We start from the raw sequence: 18,496 nt of genomic DNA on the forward strand, positions 1-18,496 counted from the left end.
GAAGCTCAAATGAAAAAGATTCCATATCAGCTAGTTATTGGTGATAATGAGGTTAAGGATGGTACTATCACATATAGACAGTATGGAAAGAAGGAACAGGTAACTGTTTCTAAAGAAGAATTCTTAAATATGATGGTAGCATTTAACGAAGAAAGAAAGTAATATTATAGGCCTAAGAATTTCTTAGGCCTTTATTTAAAAAAGCCTACTATAAATAAATCAAGAGAGATTTGAAAAAATAATTAAGATTTATTTATATCAAGCATAAAAATCCTCGATTTTGAGATTTTTAAAAACGAGGATATGAATTATCTAGCTCTTTGAAAATTATATATGGTTATTTTTGTGGAATAAAAGATTGCTTATTCTTTAAAAGCGAGAAAATAACTCTTACTAGTTTTTTGTCAATATGACCAATTGCTACATAATGATGTTTACCTTCGTTAATCTTTTTAGAATAATAATCACCAAATGTTTTATCCCATCTCCAAATACCTGATGAGACTTGGTGAATAGACCATCTTAAGTATTTAGAACCACGTTTAGATATTTTAGTGTGTGATGCTTCAAATTCACCAGATTGGTAGACACTTGGATCTAAACCAGCGAAAGCTAATAATTGATCTGGTGATTTAAAATTGTTTATATCTCCTATTTCAGATATAATCATTGCACCTGTAATGGTACCAACACCTGGAATAGAAGTAATAATTTTGCCATATTCAGTTTCATTTAGTTCAATTTCAATTTGATTATTATATATTTCAACTTGTTTTTGATAAAAACGAATCATATCAATTGTATGTTGAAGCTCAAATCCAAGATAATTTTCAGATTGGCCAATTGATGATTTGGCAGTTTCAATTATTTTAGAAGCGGTAGTTTTACAAGTGTGATGTAATAGCTTATCAATGCTTGATTCATGTGCTCTAGCCATCTTTTTAGGCGTTGGATATGCGTATAAGATATTTAATACAGATTCAGTATAATCTGATGAAAATAGGCTTAAAAACTCAGGAAATATCACATTTACTAGCCTTTGAAAGATTAATTTTTGTTGAGTTTGTTGCTTAACAATTGTAAATCTTTGTCTTGTTAGTGATTTTAGAGCGTCAATGTGATATGATAATAATGTATAGGGTTTGAAGTCAAAACGATTCTTATCTAGGAATCTACAGATGGCTTCGGCATCTAATTTATCGTTTTTAGTTTTACGAACTGAAGATGCCTTAATATCCATACTGGTTAAAATGGGATTGATTAAAGAAACCTGGTAGCCTTCTTTAATCAAATATAGAAGAATAATCTTACAGTAATGTCCTGTTGATTCTAATCCTATACGCACATTTGAATCTTTAGTAGACTCCACAAAATCTTGAATAGAATTGTGGAGTTTTTTTAATCCATCAATATCATTTTTGATAGCGATTGCTTTCTTAGAGAATACTTCACCTGTATCTCTTTGAATGAAGAAATCGTGTTTTTGTGAGGCAGCGTCTATGCCTACATAGATCATAATATCTTGTCCTTTCATGATTAACACTGGTACTACCTACAATTTCTAATCCGCGTTACCTCGTTATTGATGAACCAATCACTTAATGTGTTGTAACCTACTCATAACCATATAGAATTAAAAACTGTAGCTATTTCCTTTCACAACCAGTCAAGCTGTAAGGAGGAAGAAAATAGTCTACAGTGTTATCAAAATAATATTAACATGTATTCAATAATAATTGGATATTAAATAGATGTTTATGTATTAACATCATTAAATAATTAATACAATTTATATTATACGAGGAGTGATTTTATGAAGAAGAAATATTTATTTGGTATACTTGGGCTAGCGCTAGTATCTCTAGCTTCCTGTGGAAGTAATGATATATCTAATTTAAACCCAAATACGACAACCAATATTGATATAGAAGAAAATAAGTCTCACGCTGTACCTTTAAATGCGAATGACTATTATAAAGATATTAAAGATGAATTCACCCTTTCTACTACGGATGGATTATTTGATTTTAGTATAGATTCTAATAATACTAAGGTTTATACCATCAAGGAATCTGGTACATATATTGTAAAGGGATTACTTGAAAATGGACAAATCATTGTTGAGGGTACTGATTTAGAAGTAGATATCGAATTCCATGGAGTTAGAATTACAAATTCATATAATTCTCCAGTATTTATTAAAAAGGGTACTACCTGTAAGATAAAGGTAATGGAGGATACCTATAATGAAATCTTAGATTTAAGAAATGGAAAAGAAAGTGATGTTGAAGCCTTAGGTGAGGCTGCAATATATTCTAAGTGCGATTTAAAGATTTCAGGTAGAGGTGCCTTAGTTATTAATGGTGGATACAATAATGGTATTGCATCTACGGATGATTTAACTATAAAAAATGTAATTTTAAATGCTACCGCAAGAAACAATACCCTAAAGGGTAATGATTCTTTAATTGTTGAATCTGGCCAATTAATTATTAATTCCTTAGCTGGGGATGGAATAAAATCAGATAATACAGATTTATCTGGTAGAGGTAACCAGCATGGCTCTATTCATATTTTAGGCGGAGTAATTGATATTTATTCTAAATGTGATGGAATTGATTCTGCATATGATTTAACAATCGCAACAGGCGTAAGCCTAAGAGTATTTACAGGTAAATATGTAAGCTCTAATGTTTCTTTAAAGGAATTAGATGAATTATATATTAAGAGTACTTTAGATAAGGATAAATATAGATATGCCTTGTATTTTTATAATGATGATCAAAATGATGGAGTATTAATGGATTGTGAATATACTCTTTCTATGAAGACTCCAGATTTAAAGAATGTATATTATTATAAGCTTGCTAATCCTAAATCCTATAAGAATGTAAAGCTATATGTATTTGAAATTGGTAAGGCATATTCTATAAATAATTATTATGCAGTAAGTGAAGGTGCCATAATCAATCCATATAAGGATTTATTTGATATAAAGGAAACTCTAGGAGATACAGTTATCTATGATTACAATACCTATGCATATTCTAATAATGAAATAAAGGAAGATACCATTAATTCTAAAAAGGGATTAAAGGCAAGAAATGAAATTATCTTTTATGGTGGTACAACCTATATAAAATCAGAAGATGATTCTATTCATGCAAATAGTGATGTCAATGTGGAATCTATAAGCCAGGGTGGTTATGGTAATGTTACCATCAATGGTGGATACTTAGATTTATATAGTGATGATGATGCCATTCATGGAGATAATATAGTAACAATTAATAATTGTTATTTAAATGTTATATCCTCCTATGAGGGTATTGAAGGTAATATCATAAACTTTAATGGTGGAGAAACTATAATAAGCTCACTTAATGATGGTGTTAACGCATCAAATGGTAAATATACTCCATATGTAAATGTTACTGGTGGTAAATTAGATATCACTGTAGGCTTAGGTGATACTGATGGAATTGATTCAAATGGTAATTATTTACAGTCTGGTGGAGAGGTAATTTCTAGATGTAGCTCTATATCAAAAAATATAATCGCATCCCCACTAGATATCGAAGGAGATATAAATACTACTGGTGGAACCTTAATTCTTTTAGGTAGTATCGATAAGCTTCCTAATGAATCTATTCCTTATGTATGGCTTAAGAATAAGGAATTTAACCCTGGAGATTATAAGGTAAAAGAATTAGATCTTAAATTTAATTTAAGTGATTCCTATAAGGGCTTATTTATTGCATCTAGCTTATTAGAAGCTGGTAAAACATATACCTTAGGTGACTATAGCTGGAGCCAAGAAAAAGAAACTGTCGTTAATTAGGAGTATTTATGATTCGTAGGGCAAAAGTAAAAGATATAAATAGACTTATCGAATTATTAAAAGAGGTATGTCTAGTTCATCATAATGGTAGAAGTGATATATTTAAAATTGGTACGAAATATACGAAAGAAGAATTAGAAGCAAAAATCAAGGATGACTTAAATCCTATCTTTGTATATACAAGCGATGAAGATATTACCTTAGGCTATATATTTTGTGAAACTATACAGCATACAAATGATAATATCCTAACCGATATTAAAACATTATATATTGATGATTTATGTGTTGATGAAGAATATAGAGGTAAGGGTATAGGTAAGAGCCTATATTATTATGCTAAGGATTATGCAAAAAAGAATGGATACTATAATATCACATTAAATGTGTGGGAATTAAATGATAGTGCGAAGAGGTTCTATTCAAGCTTAGGCTTATTACCACTGAAAACATATTTAGAGGAAAAGATTTAAAAAGAGGTTCCGCAGAACCTCTTTTTAAAAATAGAAATATAAGGATATAACCTTTTTATTGATGGATATTTGTTTTTCATCCTTTAGATTTGCAAGCTCTCTATACATTGCACAACGGTTTATTCCTAAATAATCTGCAAGCTCTGTATAGGTAAATGGTAAAGTGATATTTTTACTTTTTTGTTGTCTTGACATTAGTTTAAAATACTCAAGTAGTCTTTCTCTGATTGTTTTTTGAGATAATACTTGGATACGTTCATTTCTTTTTAAGATAATATCACTCATAATATGAATTAAATTCTCCTGAAGCTGCTTAAAGCTTGGGAGCTTTTTTATTCTTTCGGAATAGATTTCATTGAAATCAATGAATGTTATTTTACATGGAGATACGGATACTACCTCGTAGTCATTGGAGGTAATAGATGAAATACGAGCACCAAAGATTTGGTTTTTGGATAATTCCTCAACTAAAACTCTATCTCCGTTATAATCATTTCTTATAATTTGAACAATACCGGAATCTATGATTCCGATGGTGTTATTATTTTCGGCATTAAAAACAATAACTCCAGATGGGAAAGTCGATTGAATTGCTCTTAGGTTTAAAAGAAGAGTCTTTTTATCGGCTTCTGGAATCTTATAAAATAGTTCATTCATAACTAAAAACTCCCTTCAAAAATTATTATATCATTTTCATAACTTTGTTGTAAATACAACACTATATAAATTTTTTTAGGTATATAATACCTTTAGAATTTTAAAGAAGAGAGTGAAGTAAAAATGAAGGTTATTAAACGAGATGGTCATGTGGTAGATTTTTGCCCTGACAAAATCGAAAGAGCAATCGAAAAGGCAAATGCTTCTGTAGATGAAGACAAAAGAGTATCTCCGATTCAGATTAGAAACATTATTAAATATGTTGAATCTAGGGATAAGAAAAGAATTCTAGTTGAAGATATTCAAGATATTATTGAAATGAAGCTTATGACTATAGGTAAATATGAGGTAGCTAAAAAATATATTACCTATCGTTATAGAAGAGAGCTAGTTCGTAAGAGTAATACGACAGACCAAACAATTAGGGAACTTATTGATGGTCAAAATGAATATTGGAATACAGAGAATTCTAATAAGAATGCAAGAGTAGTTACAACCCAAAGAGATTATATTGCAGGTATTACATCTACCGATATCACAAAGAGATTTTTATTGCCTCAGGATATTGTAGATGCTCACGATGCAGGTATTATTCATTTCCATGATGCAGATTATTTTGCACAAAATGCACTTCATAATTGTAATTTAATTAATTTAGAGGATATGCTTCAAAATGGAACAAATATTAATGGAGTAATGATTGAAAAGCCTCATAGATTTTTAACTGCTATGACTATCGCAACTCAAATCATTACCTGTGTTGCATCTAGCCAGTATGGTGGTACAACAATTTCTTTAGCACATTTAGCTCCTTTTGTTCGTCAGTCTAAGGAATATTATTATAAAAGATATGAAAAAAGAGGATTAACTCCTGAACAGGTTAGTAAATTTGCAAGTGAGGATTTATCTAAAGAAATTACGGATGGTGTTCAAACATTCCAATACCAAATCAATTCGATGACGACTACAAATGGTCAAGCTCCATTCTTATCTGTTTGTATGTATTTAGGTGAAACAGAAGAATATAAAGAAGAGCTTGCGATGCTTATTGAAGAAACATTAAAACAAAGAATTGTAGGTATGAAAAATGAAAAGGGAGTATTTATTACTCCTGCCTTCCCTAAATTATTATATGTATTAGAGGAGGATAATATTCATAAGGATTCTAAATATTATTATTTAACAGAGCTTGCTTGTAAATGTACTGCCAAAAGAATGGTACCAGATTATATATCTGAAAAGATAATGAAAGAGTTAAAGATAGATAAAAATGGTAATGGTAATTGTTATCCTTGTATGGGATGTAGATCCTTCTTAACTCCATATGTAGATCAAAATGGTAAGCCAAAATATTATGGTAGATTTAATCAGGGTGTAGTTACTATTAATTTAGTTGATGCTGCCTTATCTTCAGATAAGGATATGGATAAATTCTTTAAAATCATGGATGAAAGATTAGAATTATGCCATAGAGCATTACAAATTCGTCACAAAAGATTATCCAAAGTTACTAGTGATGTTGCCCCAATTTTATGGCAATATGGTGCCCACGCAAGATTAAAGAAGGGTGAATCTATTGCTCCACTTTTACATGGTGGATATTCTACAATTTCTTTAGGCTATGCAGGCTTATATGAATGTGTAAAATATATGACGGGTCATTCTCATACCGATGGTGGAGTTGGTAAAGAGTTTGGCTTAAAGGTAATGCAATTATTAAATGATAAGTGCAAGGAGTGGAAATTAGCAGAGGATATTGATTATTCTGTTTATGGTACGCCAATTGAATCTACAACCTATAAGTTTGCAAAATGCTTAAAGGATAGATTTGGTGTAATTAAAGGAATTACAGATCGTGATTATATTACAAATTCTTATCATGTTCCTGTATTTGAAGAAATTGATGCTTATGAAAAGCTTACTATTGAAAGTGAATTCCAAAGATTATCTCCAGGTGGAGCTATTTCATATATTGAAACATCGAACTTATGTAATAACTTAGATGCTGTTATGAATGTTGTTCAGTTCATCTATAATAACATTATGTATGCAGAGCTAAATACTAAATCAGATTATTGTCAGGTATGTGGATATGATGGTGAGATTAAGCTTGATGAGAATTTAGAATGGTATTGTCCTAATTGCGGTAATAGAGATCATAAGACATTAAATGTCGCAAGAAGAACCTGTGGTTATATTGGCACAAACTTCTGGAATAAGGGTAGAACACAAGAAATAAAGGAAAGAGTTGTTCACCTAGATAATAAGGATAGTGATCTATAATGAGATTCAATAAGGTTCGTAAAATGGATATTTCTAACGGACCAGGGGTAAGAGTTGCAGTATTCTTTCAAGGCTGTCCATTTCATTGTCCTGGATGCTTTAACCAAGATACTTGGGATTTTGATGGTGGTAAGGATTATACTTGTGATATCGAAAACAAGATATTAGAGTTTTGTGGCAAGGAGTATATTAATGGACTTTCCATTTTAGGTGGAGAGCCCATGGCTCCAGCGAATATTGATTCCACCATTCACCTTGCAAAAAGGTTTAAAGAAATGTATCCAAATAAGTCCTTATGGTGCTGGAGTGGCTATAATTTTGATGAGATTTGTAATAAAGATATTTTAAAATATGCAGATGTCATTGTAGATGGTAGATTTGATAAATCAAAAAGAGATCCAAGATTAAAATACGCTGGGTCTACCAACCAAAGAGCCATAGATGTAAAGAGGACTATACAAAACGGAAAAATAACATTATATGAGGACTAATCTCCTCATATTTTTTATTTAATTTTTCATTTATATTTGATATAATAGTGTTACAAAAAAGGAGATTTTGTTTATGACATATCAACAAATTATATTGATTATTTATGTAGCATATTTAGTTTTCATGAGCTTAGTTACATTTTTCTTATTCTTAAAGGATAAGGGTATGGCAAAGAAGAATAATAGCGAAGTAAGAATAAAGGAAAAGACTTTATTATCTTCAGTTGTATTTGGTGGTGCAGTAGGAGGCTTCATAGGAAGAATTGTTGCTCATCACAAAACAAATAAGGGTTATTTCTCATTTACTATTTATATTTCTTTACTATTACAGGCTTGTGTATTAGTTTTATTCATTTTACTCGCATTTGGCGTTTTAAAGTAGGAGGATAATATGAAAGAGAAGAGTTCACTTGAAAAATCACATTCTAAAGCTAGTAATGCGAAATTAACATTCATTTGCTTTTTAGCTGCCCTTGCCACATCTGGTCTTTGGGTAGGCATTGGTCTTGTTGGCATTGAAGCATATAGAATACTTGGTATCATTCTAGCAGGTGTATTTGGCCTATTAACTATTGGTACATTATTTTTAATTAGTAAATTTACGAGGTAACAAATATGAAATTATTAAAATTTATATTAAAGCTTATTTTAATTATCGTATTAGTTGTTATAGTAGGTGCTGTAATATTCTTAATTGTTGTAAGTGATAATAGTACATCAGATTATACTCCATCTACTGAGGTTAAATCTGTAGAACAGGTTTTAGGTAAGAATATTTATGATTCCTTAGAATCCATTTCTTTAATTGATAAGAATGATAGATCTACAAGCGATAATAATAAGATTACTATTGATATTTCTTATCAAGAATTAAATGATTGTCTTACAGATATTATTCGTACAAACGGAAGTATAAATAATTCAACATACCTACTTCCTGATGGAACATCATCTATTACATCTGCAGGACCTGTATCCTTAGATAGTATTACTTTCCAAGAAATTGATGGTAAGTTTGGTGCCATCGCAAGAGGTAGTGCACTAGGATTTTATAAAACATCTATTTCTATGGTATTATCGGAAGACCCATCTATTGTAGATAATGTATTATATTTAAAGCTTGGTTCTGTAAAGCTTGGTCAAAAGCTAAATATTTCTGCGGGCTTTGTTAAGGATATATTTAATAGATTTAATCTATTTAAGGATCAATCGAATGAATATTTTGATATTCAAGAATTAACATTAAAGCTTGATTTAAATCAGCAGCTAGAAAAATTTACATCATCATCTAGATTTACAGATTTCTTTAAGGGAGCTACATTTAAATCTACTTATACACAAGGAGAAAATGCAAAGCTATCCTTAGAGGTAGATACAAAGAATATCTTTATTTCTTATGATGATATTCCAGTTACTCCAACAAGCTATGAATTTGATCCTGCAGTTATTTTAGCTCTTCCAGAAAGAACATTAGTAATCAGCGAAGAAAACTTCAATTATTTAATTCATGAGGAGTTTGATACTGCAAGCTATAATCTAGAGCCTATGGTAATTGGTGGATATAATTTCACCTTCGCATTAGATAATTTCTATTATGATTTAGATAGAACATCATCTAAATCTTCTATATTAGCAGAGGTTTCAATTAATAACCTAAAGACCTTAGTTGAAGCAAATATGACAGAAACTATTCATATGGAAAGTGGTAAGGTTAAAGAAGTAGTATTAACTGTAGATTCCTTAAAGCTTGGTAATGCAATCGTTCCAAATGATAATTTCTTCCAAGAAATTGTAATTACTGAAGATTCTTTAACTAATGGTCATTCAGATATTCTTTCTGTTGAAAGTGTAGTATTTGATAGAGTAAACGACCAAGTAAAGATTAAATATGCACCTGCAGTTTAAAATAAATCCCCATTCGGGGATTTTTTTGATACAGATTTTTAAGTTTTGTAATTACTTATTATAAACGTTGTTATAGTTAAATTGCTTCCTTTAAATGTAGTTCAAAATACGATATAATTTAAATGTACGAGTGAGGTATAAAATGAAAAGGTTAGAACAAGGCTTATTTGTAGGCGAAAGAGCATTATATAATTCAAGGGATTTAGAAATTATAGATTCCACATTTGAAGATGGAGAATCTCCACTTAAGGAATCTAAAAATTTAAAGCTGGATAATTGTATTTTTAAATGGAAATATCCTCTTTGGTATTGTAATAATGTAGAAGTAATAAATACTACATGGTTAGATACTGCAAGAAGTGGTATTTGGTATACTCATAATTTATTCATTAAGGATTCCTTTATAGAAGCCCCAAAGCAGTTTAGAAGATCTAGTGATATAACATTAATTAATGTTACTATTCCTAATGCGGAAGAAACATTCTGGACATGCGAAAATATTACTTTAAAAAATGTTTTCGCAAGAGGTAATTATTTTTGTATGAATTCTTCGAATATTAAAATTGAGGATTTTGTACTTGCTGGAAATTACGCTTTTGATGGAGCTAAAAATATTGAAATCCATAATGCGAAAATGAATTCAAAAGATTCATTTTGGAATTGTGAAAATGTAGTTGTGTATGATTCTACAATTATTGGAGAATACCTAGGATGGAATTCTAAAAATATTAAATTTGTTAATTGTACTATCGATTCCGAACAGGGTATGTGCTATATGGATGGCATTACCATGGAAAATTGTAAATTATTAAATACGAATTTATGCTTTGAATTTTGTAAGGATGTTGATGCTACCATTAATTCAAGAATTGATTCTGTTAAGAACCCCTATAATGGTAGAATTCAAGCGAAGGGAATTGATGAGTTGATTTTAGATGATGCTTTAGTTGATTCATCGAAAACAACAATCATTAAGGAATAGTATTATGTATGATTTTTCAAAGAAGATTAATCGAAAAAATTCAAATTCATACAAATGGGATAGCGTAGATGCCACTTTACCTATGTGGGTTGCAGATATGGATTTTGAGGCATGTCCAGATATTATAGATGCAATAAAAAAAAGAATGGAATGCCCTGTATTTGGATATTCTATTACTCCAAAGGAATATTTCTTAGCTTATCAGGCTTGGTGGGAAAGAAGACATCACATTAAGTTTGATTTAGATTGGATGATCTTTTCAACAGGAGTAGTACCTACCATTTCATCTACAGTAAGAAAGCTTACTACTGTAGGAGAAAAGGTATTGATTATGGCTCCTGTATATAATATTTTTTATAATTCCATTATCAATAATGGTAGATTTGTTTTATCTAGTGATTTAGTATATGAAAATAATGAATACCATATTGATTTTAATGATTTAGAAAAGAAGATGTCTGATCCTCAGGTTAGCCTAATGATTTTATGTAATCCTCATAATCCTGTTGGTAAGATTTGGAGCTTTGATGATTTAAAGAAAATAGGTAGCTTAAGTGTAAAATATAATGTTATCGTATTATCCGATGAGATTCATTGTGATATTGTAGAAAAAGGGTATGAATATATTCCATATATGAGCGTATCAGAAGAATGCAAGATGAATTCTGTTACAGCAATATCTGCCACAAAGTGCTTTGGAATTCCAGGACTTCAGTCAAGCGCTGTTGTAATACCTAATCCCATCTTAAGGCACAAGGTAAATAGAGGCTTAAATACAGATGAATGCGCAGAAGGAAATGTGTTTGCCTTTGACCCTATTATTGCTGCATTTAGTAAGGGTGAGGCATGGGTTAATGAAATGAATGATTATGTTACAAATAATAAGAAAGTATTTATGGAAGAATTAAAGGATACTAATCTTATATTTGTAGACGCTAATGCCTTATATTTACTATGGGTGGATGTATCTAAATATACCCTAGATTCAAAGAGATTAGTAAAGTTTATTAAAGATGAAACAGGCTTATATATTACAGAAGGTAGTGAATATGGAGAATCGGGTAAAAGCTTTGTAAGAATTAACCTTGCCACGACCTTAGATAATGTATTAGATTCTACAAGAAGAATGAAACAGGCATTACAATTATATAAAGAATAGTTTTGAGTGGGTACTATAATAGATAGTACCTATTTTTTAATTTTTATGGAAATCACCTAAAAATATGATATAATGATTTTATCGTTTAGGAGGTGATGATATGGAAAAGCATAGATGTAACAATACTTCTAAATGGGAAAAACTAGAACAATATATTCAAGAAAAATATATCCCAAGAGAGACCTTTGCACCTACGGATTTAACAATTCCCTCTACAAACCCTAATGTGGTTGGAAAACTTAAAACAATGCCTAGGGGAAGTATTTATCCAATGGAAATGGAACATCAAAAAAGGCCTTTACCTACAGTTCATAAAACTTATAAAGGGGATTCTAACCAGAGTTATTCAAGGGAAAATTTTTATGAAATGTTAGTTCGTATTATGAAGGAGAATAATTTGAATTTCGATGATTTATTTACGTCTACTGTAGATAAAGAGGAGATTTTAAAATTAAAAGAAGATATAGACTATCGCCCATCTAAACAAACAATAATGTTTCTTTGTTTTAAGTTAAAGTTAAATATTGATATTGCATTAGATTTTTTAAGCAAATTGGGATATGGTCTTTCTTATCAAAAAAAACAGGATGTAATTTTAAGATATTTTTTAGAAAATGAAGAATATGATATAGAAGAAGTAAATCAAGCCTTACTCGATTATGGATATTCTATATTATTTAAATAATGAAGGAGTAATTATTATGAAGTTAAAATTATTGAGTTCTATAGGCATTGCCCTATCATTTTTATCTCTTTGTTCTTGTAAGGATAATAATGTTTATTACGAAGAAAAAAATGGTATTGTCTATATTCTTATGGAGGATAACACCTATAGAGTTAAAATGATGAATGATTATAAAACAGATACTTTTGTTGTACCAACTACTTTTTTAAAGAAAGATGTTACTGCAATTGGTGATCAAGGTTGTTATAAGCATAAGGAATTAAAAAAAGTAGTTTTACACGATGGTATTAATAAAATTTTTAAAAATGCATTTTGGGGCTCTGGATTAGAAGAAATAGATATATTACCATCTGTAATTACTATTGGTGATTCTGCATTTTATGATTGTGATTCATTAACTGAGATTACAATTCCTGGGTCTGTATTATCTTTAGGTAAAGATTTGTTTCAAAATTGTGATAATTTAGTTTCTATTCATTTGTCTAACAACTTAACAAGTATTCCTTGGGGAATGTTTGATGGATGTACTTCCTTAGATTATACCATTGGTAGTAATATAGTAACAATTAGTGGTTATGCCTTTAGAAAAACAGCAGTAAAGAATCTTGTTATTCCATCTAATGTTAAAAATATTCAGGATTGTGCATATAAGCAATGTCCAAATTTAGAAACAATAGTAATAGAAGAAGGTCTTGAAAGCATTGGAAAGGAAGTTTTTTCGGGGTGTAGTAATCTAAAAAGTGTCACATTACCTTCAACATTAATGAGTGTTGCTCCAGGTGCATTTTATGGTAATGCGTTAACTATTACTTATAACGGAACTAAAGATAAGTTTAACACATTAAATGTTGATTTAACTATAGGTTCAACAATTACATGTACAGACGGAATAATTACAATTTAATTATGATAGGACGCTTTTAGCGTCCTTTTTTCTAATTTAACATTAGAAAAGAATTCTTTTAACAGTTATTTTTAGAATTCTAGTTTAAATTTCTATCAAAATGATAGAATTGTTTTCAAAATTGGAAATTGTTATTTTAAGCTAACTCAAATTATGTTAGAATATTTAATTGAGGTATGTAGTATGAAATTAGTTAGTTGGAATGTAAATGGCCTAAGAGCTTGTATGACAAAGGGATTTAAGGATTTCTTTGATTTGGCGAATGCTGATTTCTTTAGCATTCAAGAAACAAAGATGCAAGAAGGACAGGCTGACCTTGAAATTGATGGGTACTATCGTTTTATGAATTCAGCAGAAAAAAAAGGATATAGTGGTACTTTAATTTATGCAAAAGAAAAACCTATTTCTGTAGTTTATGGTTTATTTGGAAAATTATATAACGATGAGGGTAGAGTCATTACATTAGAATATGATAATTTCTATTTAGTAAATGCCTATGTACCAAATTCACAGGATGGTTTAAAAAGATTATCCTACCGAATGGAATATGAGGATCATTTAAGAGAATATTTATTATCTTTAAATAGTAAGAAGCCTGTAATTTATTGTGGAGATTTAAATGTCGCACACGAAAGAATAGATATTAAAAATCCTGATTCTAATACAAAAAATGCTGGTTTTACTATTGAAGAAAGAAATAAGATGACCAAGCTTTTAGAAAGTGGCTTTGTAGATACTTTTAGATATTTATATCCAGAAAAGGTATTATATTCTTGGTGGAGCTATCGCTTTAACGCAAGAGCGAATAACGCAGGATGGAGAATTGATTATTTTATAGTATCCGAATCTATTAAAAATTTAATAAAAGAGGCAGTAATTCATACAGAGGTAATGGGGTCTGACCATTGCCCAATAGAACTTGATATAGAAATATAGGTGATAATGTGCTAATTAACGAGATTCTTGGAATTAAATACCCAATCATTCAGGGGGCAATGACACTAATTACAGATGGTAAATTTGCAGCTAGCGTTTCTAATGCTGGCGGATTAGGGATTATTGCCGCTGGATTTTGGGATAAGAATAAGGTTAAAGAAGAAATTCATATTGCAAGAAGCATTACAGATAAGCCCTTTGGAGTGAACGTTTATATGATGAGCCCTTATGTAGAAGATATTATAGAGCTTATCATAGAAGAAAAAATACCTGTTGTCACAACAGGTGCACAATCTCCAGAAAAGTATATAAGAAGACTAAAGGAAGCTGGCTGTAAGGTATTTCCAGTTGTATCTAGTGTCACTTTAGCAAAAAGAATCGAACGTTATGGCATTGATGGAATTATTGCAGAGGGTATGGAGTCTGGAGGACACGTAGGTGAGGCAACAACGATGTCTTTGATACCTCAAATGGTAAAGGCACTAAATGTTCCTGTTGTTGCTGCAGGTGGTATTGCAACAGGAAGGCAAATGGCAGCATGCCTTTTAATGGGAGCATCTGGTATTCAAATTGGTACAGCTTTACTTGCAAGTCAAGAATGTCCTGTACATCCAAATTATAAGGATGCTATTATTAAAGCTCGTGATAATGATACTGTTGTCATTTTAAAATCTACTGGTGCCCCAGTAAGAGTTTTGAAAAACCGTCTTGCAAGACAATATATTGAGCTTGAAAGAAATAATTTAGTTACAGAAGAAGTATTGAAAGATGAAAAGGATGCCTTAAGAAGAGGAATCTTCTTAGGTGATTTAGATATGGGTACATTACCCTTAGGACAAATCGCAGGTATAATTGATGAGATAAAGCCTGTAAAACAAATTTTTGATGATATCATTTGTGAAGCTATAGAATCTAAGAATTCCATAAATGATAACATAAATAAACTAAAGGAGATTTAATAGTTATGCTTTCAGAGTTTTTGAAATCTAGAATTAAAGAAGCAAAAGAGCTTGTTCTAGAATTAAGAAAAACTTTCAAGTATGTTAGCGTACTTGGAACTGACGTTCGTGTTCAAAGCGTCGGAGCAAACCGTATGTCTACTACAATTGACGATGATGGATTAAGTGCAGAGTGTGGATTTGTTGTTAAAATGAAAAACGATAATTCCTTCTTTGAGTATTCATTAGATGATATTTTGGGAGATAAAAAGGTTTTAGCTAATAAAATCATCAATTCTTTGAAAATTGATTCTGATTTAGCAAAGAAGATGATAAAAACAGGGGAAATAGAGGATTTACCACTTGAACAGTCATTTGTTCGTGAATCTGATTTTGACAAATATACTGTTGAAGATAAGTTGCAATTTGTTGTTGATTTAAAGGATAAGGTTTTAGCTAAGTCTGAAAACATCTTAAACTGTATGATTGGTATTTCAACATTATCAGTTTCAAAAATATTTGTTACAGAAAATAGAACATTAGATCAAAACTATACATGGGTTAATGGATATATGGTAGTCGTATATCGTGAAAATGATAAGGTTATTCAGGCAAGAGAAGTAGCTTGGGATAAAACTATTTCTAAGACTATGGAAATCTTACCTACAAAAATTGATAGTCTATTAGATAAGGCACATCATTTAGCCTTTGCAAAGCCTATTGAACCAGGAATGTATGATATTATTACAGACCCATCCATTACAGGATTAATCGCTCATGAGGCATTTGGTCATGGTGTAGAGATGGATCAGTTTGTTAAGGATAGAGCTTTGGCTAAAGAATATGTAGGTAAATATGTAGCATCTCCAATCGTTAATATGAGAGATGGTGCAGCATCTGTATTATCTGCAGCTTCTTATTTCTTTGATGATGATGGTATTTTAGCTCAAGATACTTTAATCATTAAGGATGGTATTTTGGTTTCTGGTATTTCTGATATGGCATCTGCCTTACAGCTTGGCACAAAGCCAACTGGTAATGGTAGAAGAGAAGCATTTGACCATAAGGCATATACAAGAATGACAAATACATTCTTCCTACCAGGTAAGGATAAGCTTGAGGATATGATTAAATCAATCAAGCATGGATACTATATTTGCGAAACAAGTAATGGTATGGAAGACCCTAAAAACTGGGCTATTCAGTGTGTAGCAGAGTATGGTATTGAAATTGTTGATGGTAAGCTTACAGAAAACTGGGTATCTCCTGTAGTTATGAGTGGCTATGTTCCTGATTTATTAAAGTCTATTTCAATGGTTTCTGATGGACTTGAAATTGAAGGCGCTGGTGCTTGTGGTAAGGGCTACAAGGAATGGGTAAGAGTTACAGATGGTGGTCCATCATTGAAAGCGAAGGTGAAGCTAGGATGATGAATTTAGAAAAGCTAATCCTTTTGAATAAGGAAGTAACAGGTTATAAAATTAATGAAGTAAAATCAGAGTCTTTCCAATTATTCTTTGTACATAAGAGTCTAGAGACAATTCGTAATAATGATACAAAGACAGTAGAAGTAACTATTTATGTAAATCATGATGGTGCAATTGGAGATTCTAATTTTAAGGTTTATACAGCATATACGGATGAAGAAATTAAAGAAAAAATAGCTCAAGCTGTAGCTAAGGCTAAGCTTGTTTCTAATGAGCCATTTGAATTGCCTTCTAAAGAAGTTATAGATTATCCAAGTGATTCTAATTTTGAAAATTATTCCTTAGAGGAGCTTGCAAAACTAACCGAAGAAGCTGTATATAAGGCCGATTCTTATAAGGATGGCTCTATTAATGCACTTGAGATTTTTATTACTAAAAATATTAAAGCTGTTAAGAATTCTAATGGTTTAAATAAGAGTGAAGTTACTTACGATGCTATGATTGAAGCTATTCCTACATGGAATGGAGAAAGAGAATCTGTTGAGCTTTATGAGCAATATCATTTTAATGAGTTTGATGGTGATATGATCACTTCTGAAATTGATGATAAAATGAAAGCTGTTAAGGCTAGATATGAAGCTATAAAGCCAGAATCTTTACCTGAGGTAAATATATTATTAAGACCTGAAGAAATGGGAACACTTTTAAGCGATGTTTTAATGGATTTGAATTATAGAGTAGTGTATTTTAAAGCAAATAAGAATCCTGTAGGCACAAACCTACAAGAAGGCGCTAAGGGTGATTTATTAAATGTATCTGGAGTTGCAAGGGTTAAGGGCTCTGTTGAAAGTCGCTTCTTTGATTCTGATGGTACAAAGCTAAATGATACATTAATTATTGAGGATGGTATTGCAAAGAGATACTGGGGCGGTATGAGATATGCTCAGTATTTAAAGATGGAACCTACAGGTAATTTACCTATTTTTAAGCTTGCCTTAGGCAATAGAAGTGTAGATGAATTAAAGAAAGAACCATATCTAGAGGTAGTATCTATGTCTGGAATTCAAGTAGATTTACTTTCTGATTATATTGGTGGTGAGGTTCGTCTTGGCTATTATTTTGATGGCACTAAGGTAAAATCTGTAACAGGTATTTCTATTAGTGGTAGCCTAAGTAATGTGTTAAAGAATATGTATTTATCCAATGAAGAGGAAAAGCATGGAAGATATTCTGGCCCAAAGCTAACACTTTTCAAGGGCTTTAGCATCCAATAAATCATATCCTTAATATATAATATGAAAGAATTATGAAAGGCCGAATGAAAGAATTTTCGGCCTTTTATTATTTATATTAAAAAAATATAAAATAGTTGTTGACAGTAAAGTTTCCTAGTGATATAATGAGCAAGGCTTCACATTTTTTGAAGCTAAAACTTAGGTCTTTGAAAACTATATATGACGAACTAAAACGTGTAGAATAAACGAACAAGCAATTCTTTTTTTTTAGAAAAAGAAGAATGAGCAAAAAAGATTAAACATTAAAAAATAAATTTTTTGGAGAGTTTGATCCTGGCTCAGGATTAACGCTGGCGGCGTGCCTAATACATGCAAGTCGAATGGTAGCAATACCATGGCGAACGGGTGAGTAACACGTAGGTAACCTGTCTTTAAGACGAGGATAACCGATGGAAACGTCGGATAATACTCGATAGGTGATTTGAGGGCATCTTTGAATCATTAAAGATTTATCACTTAGAGAGGGGCCTGCGGCGCATTAGCTAGATGGCGGTGTAATGGACCACCATGGCGATGATGC

At 31.0% G+C, this 18,496-nt stretch carries 18 protein-coding genes and 1 rRNA gene; 17 read left to right on the forward strand and 2 right to left on the reverse strand.

The genetic code is table 11. From position 1 onward, the window contains the following. Nucleotides 1-9: 9 nt before the first annotated feature. Nucleotides 10-162 carry a His/Gly/Thr/Pro-type tRNA ligase C-terminal domain-containing protein gene (locus tag EI71_RS10555; protein ID WP_342769507.1) on the forward strand — a complete coding sequence of 51 codons (153 nt, stop codon included), beginning with the start codon at nt 10-12 and terminating at the stop codon, nt 160-162. A 175-nt stretch (nt 163-337) separates the two neighbouring features. On the opposite strand, the gene EI71_RS08915 is transcribed toward EI71_RS10555, so the two are convergent. After that, nucleotides 338-1,516 (reverse strand): IS110 family RNA-guided transposase, encoded by a 1,179-nt coding sequence (locus EI71_RS08915; RefSeq protein WP_162849918.1) that lies wholly within the window; start codon nt 1,514-1,516, stop codon nt 338-340. Nucleotides 1,517-1,813: 297 nt separating this feature from the next. Here EI71_RS08915 and EI71_RS08920 point away from each other — a divergent pair, with 297 nt between their 5' ends. Further along, nucleotides 1,814-3,841 (forward strand): carbohydrate-binding domain-containing protein, encoded by a 2,028-nt coding sequence (locus tag EI71_RS08920; RefSeq protein ID WP_119016896.1) that lies wholly within the window; start codon nt 1,814-1,816, stop codon nt 3,839-3,841. Between the two features lie 8 nt (nt 3,842-3,849). Next, on the forward strand, nt 3,850-4,314 hold the full coding sequence (locus tag EI71_RS08925; protein WP_119016897.1) for a GNAT family N-acetyltransferase: 465 nt from the start codon (nt 3,850-3,852) through the stop codon (nt 4,312-4,314). A gap of 24 nt (nt 4,315-4,338) precedes the next feature. Here EI71_RS08925 and EI71_RS08930 read toward each other — a convergent pair whose 3' ends face one another. Beyond that, a complete protein-coding gene (locus tag EI71_RS08930; RefSeq protein WP_119016898.1) occupies nt 4,339-4,971 on the reverse strand; it encodes a Crp/Fnr family transcriptional regulator in 633 nt (210 codons plus the stop codon). A gap of 123 nt (nt 4,972-5,094) precedes the next feature. Between EI71_RS08930 and nrdD the strand changes: the two genes are divergently transcribed. The 14 genes from nrdD to EI71_RS09000 all read left to right on the forward strand — a co-directional run. Further along, on the forward strand, nt 5,095-7,254 hold the full coding sequence (gene nrdD, locus EI71_RS08935; protein WP_119016899.1) for an anaerobic ribonucleoside-triphosphate reductase: 2,160 nt from the start codon (nt 5,095-5,097) through the stop codon (nt 7,252-7,254). Next, a complete protein-coding gene (gene nrdG, locus EI71_RS08940; RefSeq protein WP_119016900.1) occupies nt 7,254-7,745 on the forward strand; it encodes an anaerobic ribonucleoside-triphosphate reductase activating protein in 492 nt (163 codons plus the stop codon). The genes nrdD and nrdG overlap by 1 nt, the downstream gene beginning before the upstream one ends. Before the next feature lie 73 nt (nt 7,746-7,818). Next, nucleotides 7,819-8,127 (forward strand): DUF1294 domain-containing protein, encoded by a 309-nt coding sequence (locus EI71_RS08945; RefSeq protein ID WP_119016901.1) that lies wholly within the window; start codon nt 7,819-7,821, stop codon nt 8,125-8,127. A 9-nt stretch (nt 8,128-8,136) separates the two neighbouring features. Beyond that, the gene (locus EI71_RS08950) at nt 8,137-8,355 is read left to right on the forward strand and encodes a hypothetical protein (RefSeq protein WP_119016902.1); all 219 of its coding nucleotides are present in this window, start codon (nt 8,137-8,139) and stop codon (nt 8,353-8,355) included. A 5-nt stretch (nt 8,356-8,360) separates the two neighbouring features. Then, nucleotides 8,361-9,650, forward strand: a complete 1,290-nt coding sequence (locus EI71_RS08955) for a hypothetical protein (RefSeq protein ID WP_119016903.1) — start codon at nt 8,361-8,363, stop codon at nt 9,648-9,650. Between the two features lie 142 nt (nt 9,651-9,792). After that, nucleotides 9,793-10,632, forward strand: coding sequence for a DUF3737 family protein (locus EI71_RS08960; protein WP_119016904.1), 840 nt, complete (start codon nt 9,793-9,795; stop codon nt 10,630-10,632). Between the two features lie 4 nt (nt 10,633-10,636). Next, entirely contained in the window at nt 10,637-11,791 is a 1,155-nt protein-coding gene (locus EI71_RS08965; RefSeq protein WP_119016905.1) for a MalY/PatB family protein, read from the forward strand. Nucleotides 11,792-11,891: 100 nt separating this feature from the next. After that, the gene (locus EI71_RS08970) at nt 11,892-12,476 is read left to right on the forward strand and encodes a hypothetical protein (RefSeq protein ID WP_119016906.1); all 585 of its coding nucleotides are present in this window, start codon (nt 11,892-11,894) and stop codon (nt 12,474-12,476) included. A gap of 16 nt (nt 12,477-12,492) precedes the next feature. Then, complete coding sequence (locus tag EI71_RS08975) at nt 12,493-13,380, forward strand: leucine-rich repeat domain-containing protein (protein WP_162849919.1); 888 nt, start codon at nt 12,493-12,495, stop codon at nt 13,378-13,380. Between the two features lie 183 nt (nt 13,381-13,563). Next, nucleotides 13,564-14,316, forward strand: coding sequence for an exodeoxyribonuclease III (locus EI71_RS08980; protein WP_119016908.1), 753 nt, complete (start codon nt 13,564-13,566; stop codon nt 14,314-14,316). Nucleotides 14,317-14,324: 8 nt separating this feature from the next. Continuing rightward, on the forward strand, nt 14,325-15,275 hold the full coding sequence (locus tag EI71_RS08985) for a DUF561 domain-containing protein (protein ID WP_119016909.1): 951 nt from the start codon (nt 14,325-14,327) through the stop codon (nt 15,273-15,275). Nucleotides 15,276-15,280: 5 nt separating this feature from the next. Next, nucleotides 15,281-16,684, forward strand: coding sequence for a TldD/PmbA family protein (locus tag EI71_RS08990; RefSeq protein ID WP_162849920.1), 1,404 nt, complete (start codon nt 15,281-15,283; stop codon nt 16,682-16,684). Beyond that, complete coding sequence (locus tag EI71_RS08995) at nt 16,681-17,955, forward strand: metallopeptidase TldD-related protein (RefSeq protein WP_162849921.1); 1,275 nt, start codon at nt 16,681-16,683, stop codon at nt 17,953-17,955. Before EI71_RS08990 ends, EI71_RS08995 begins: the two co-directional genes overlap by 4 nt. Nucleotides 17,956-18,231: 276 nt before the next feature. After that, nucleotides 18,232-18,496 (forward strand): 16S ribosomal RNA (locus EI71_RS09000); the annotation flags it as partial.

Source organism: Anaeroplasma bactoclasticum (assembly GCF_003550015.1).
GTDB lineage: Bacteria > Bacillota_I > Bacilli_A > Acholeplasmatales > Anaeroplasmataceae > Anaeroplasma > Anaeroplasma bactoclasticum.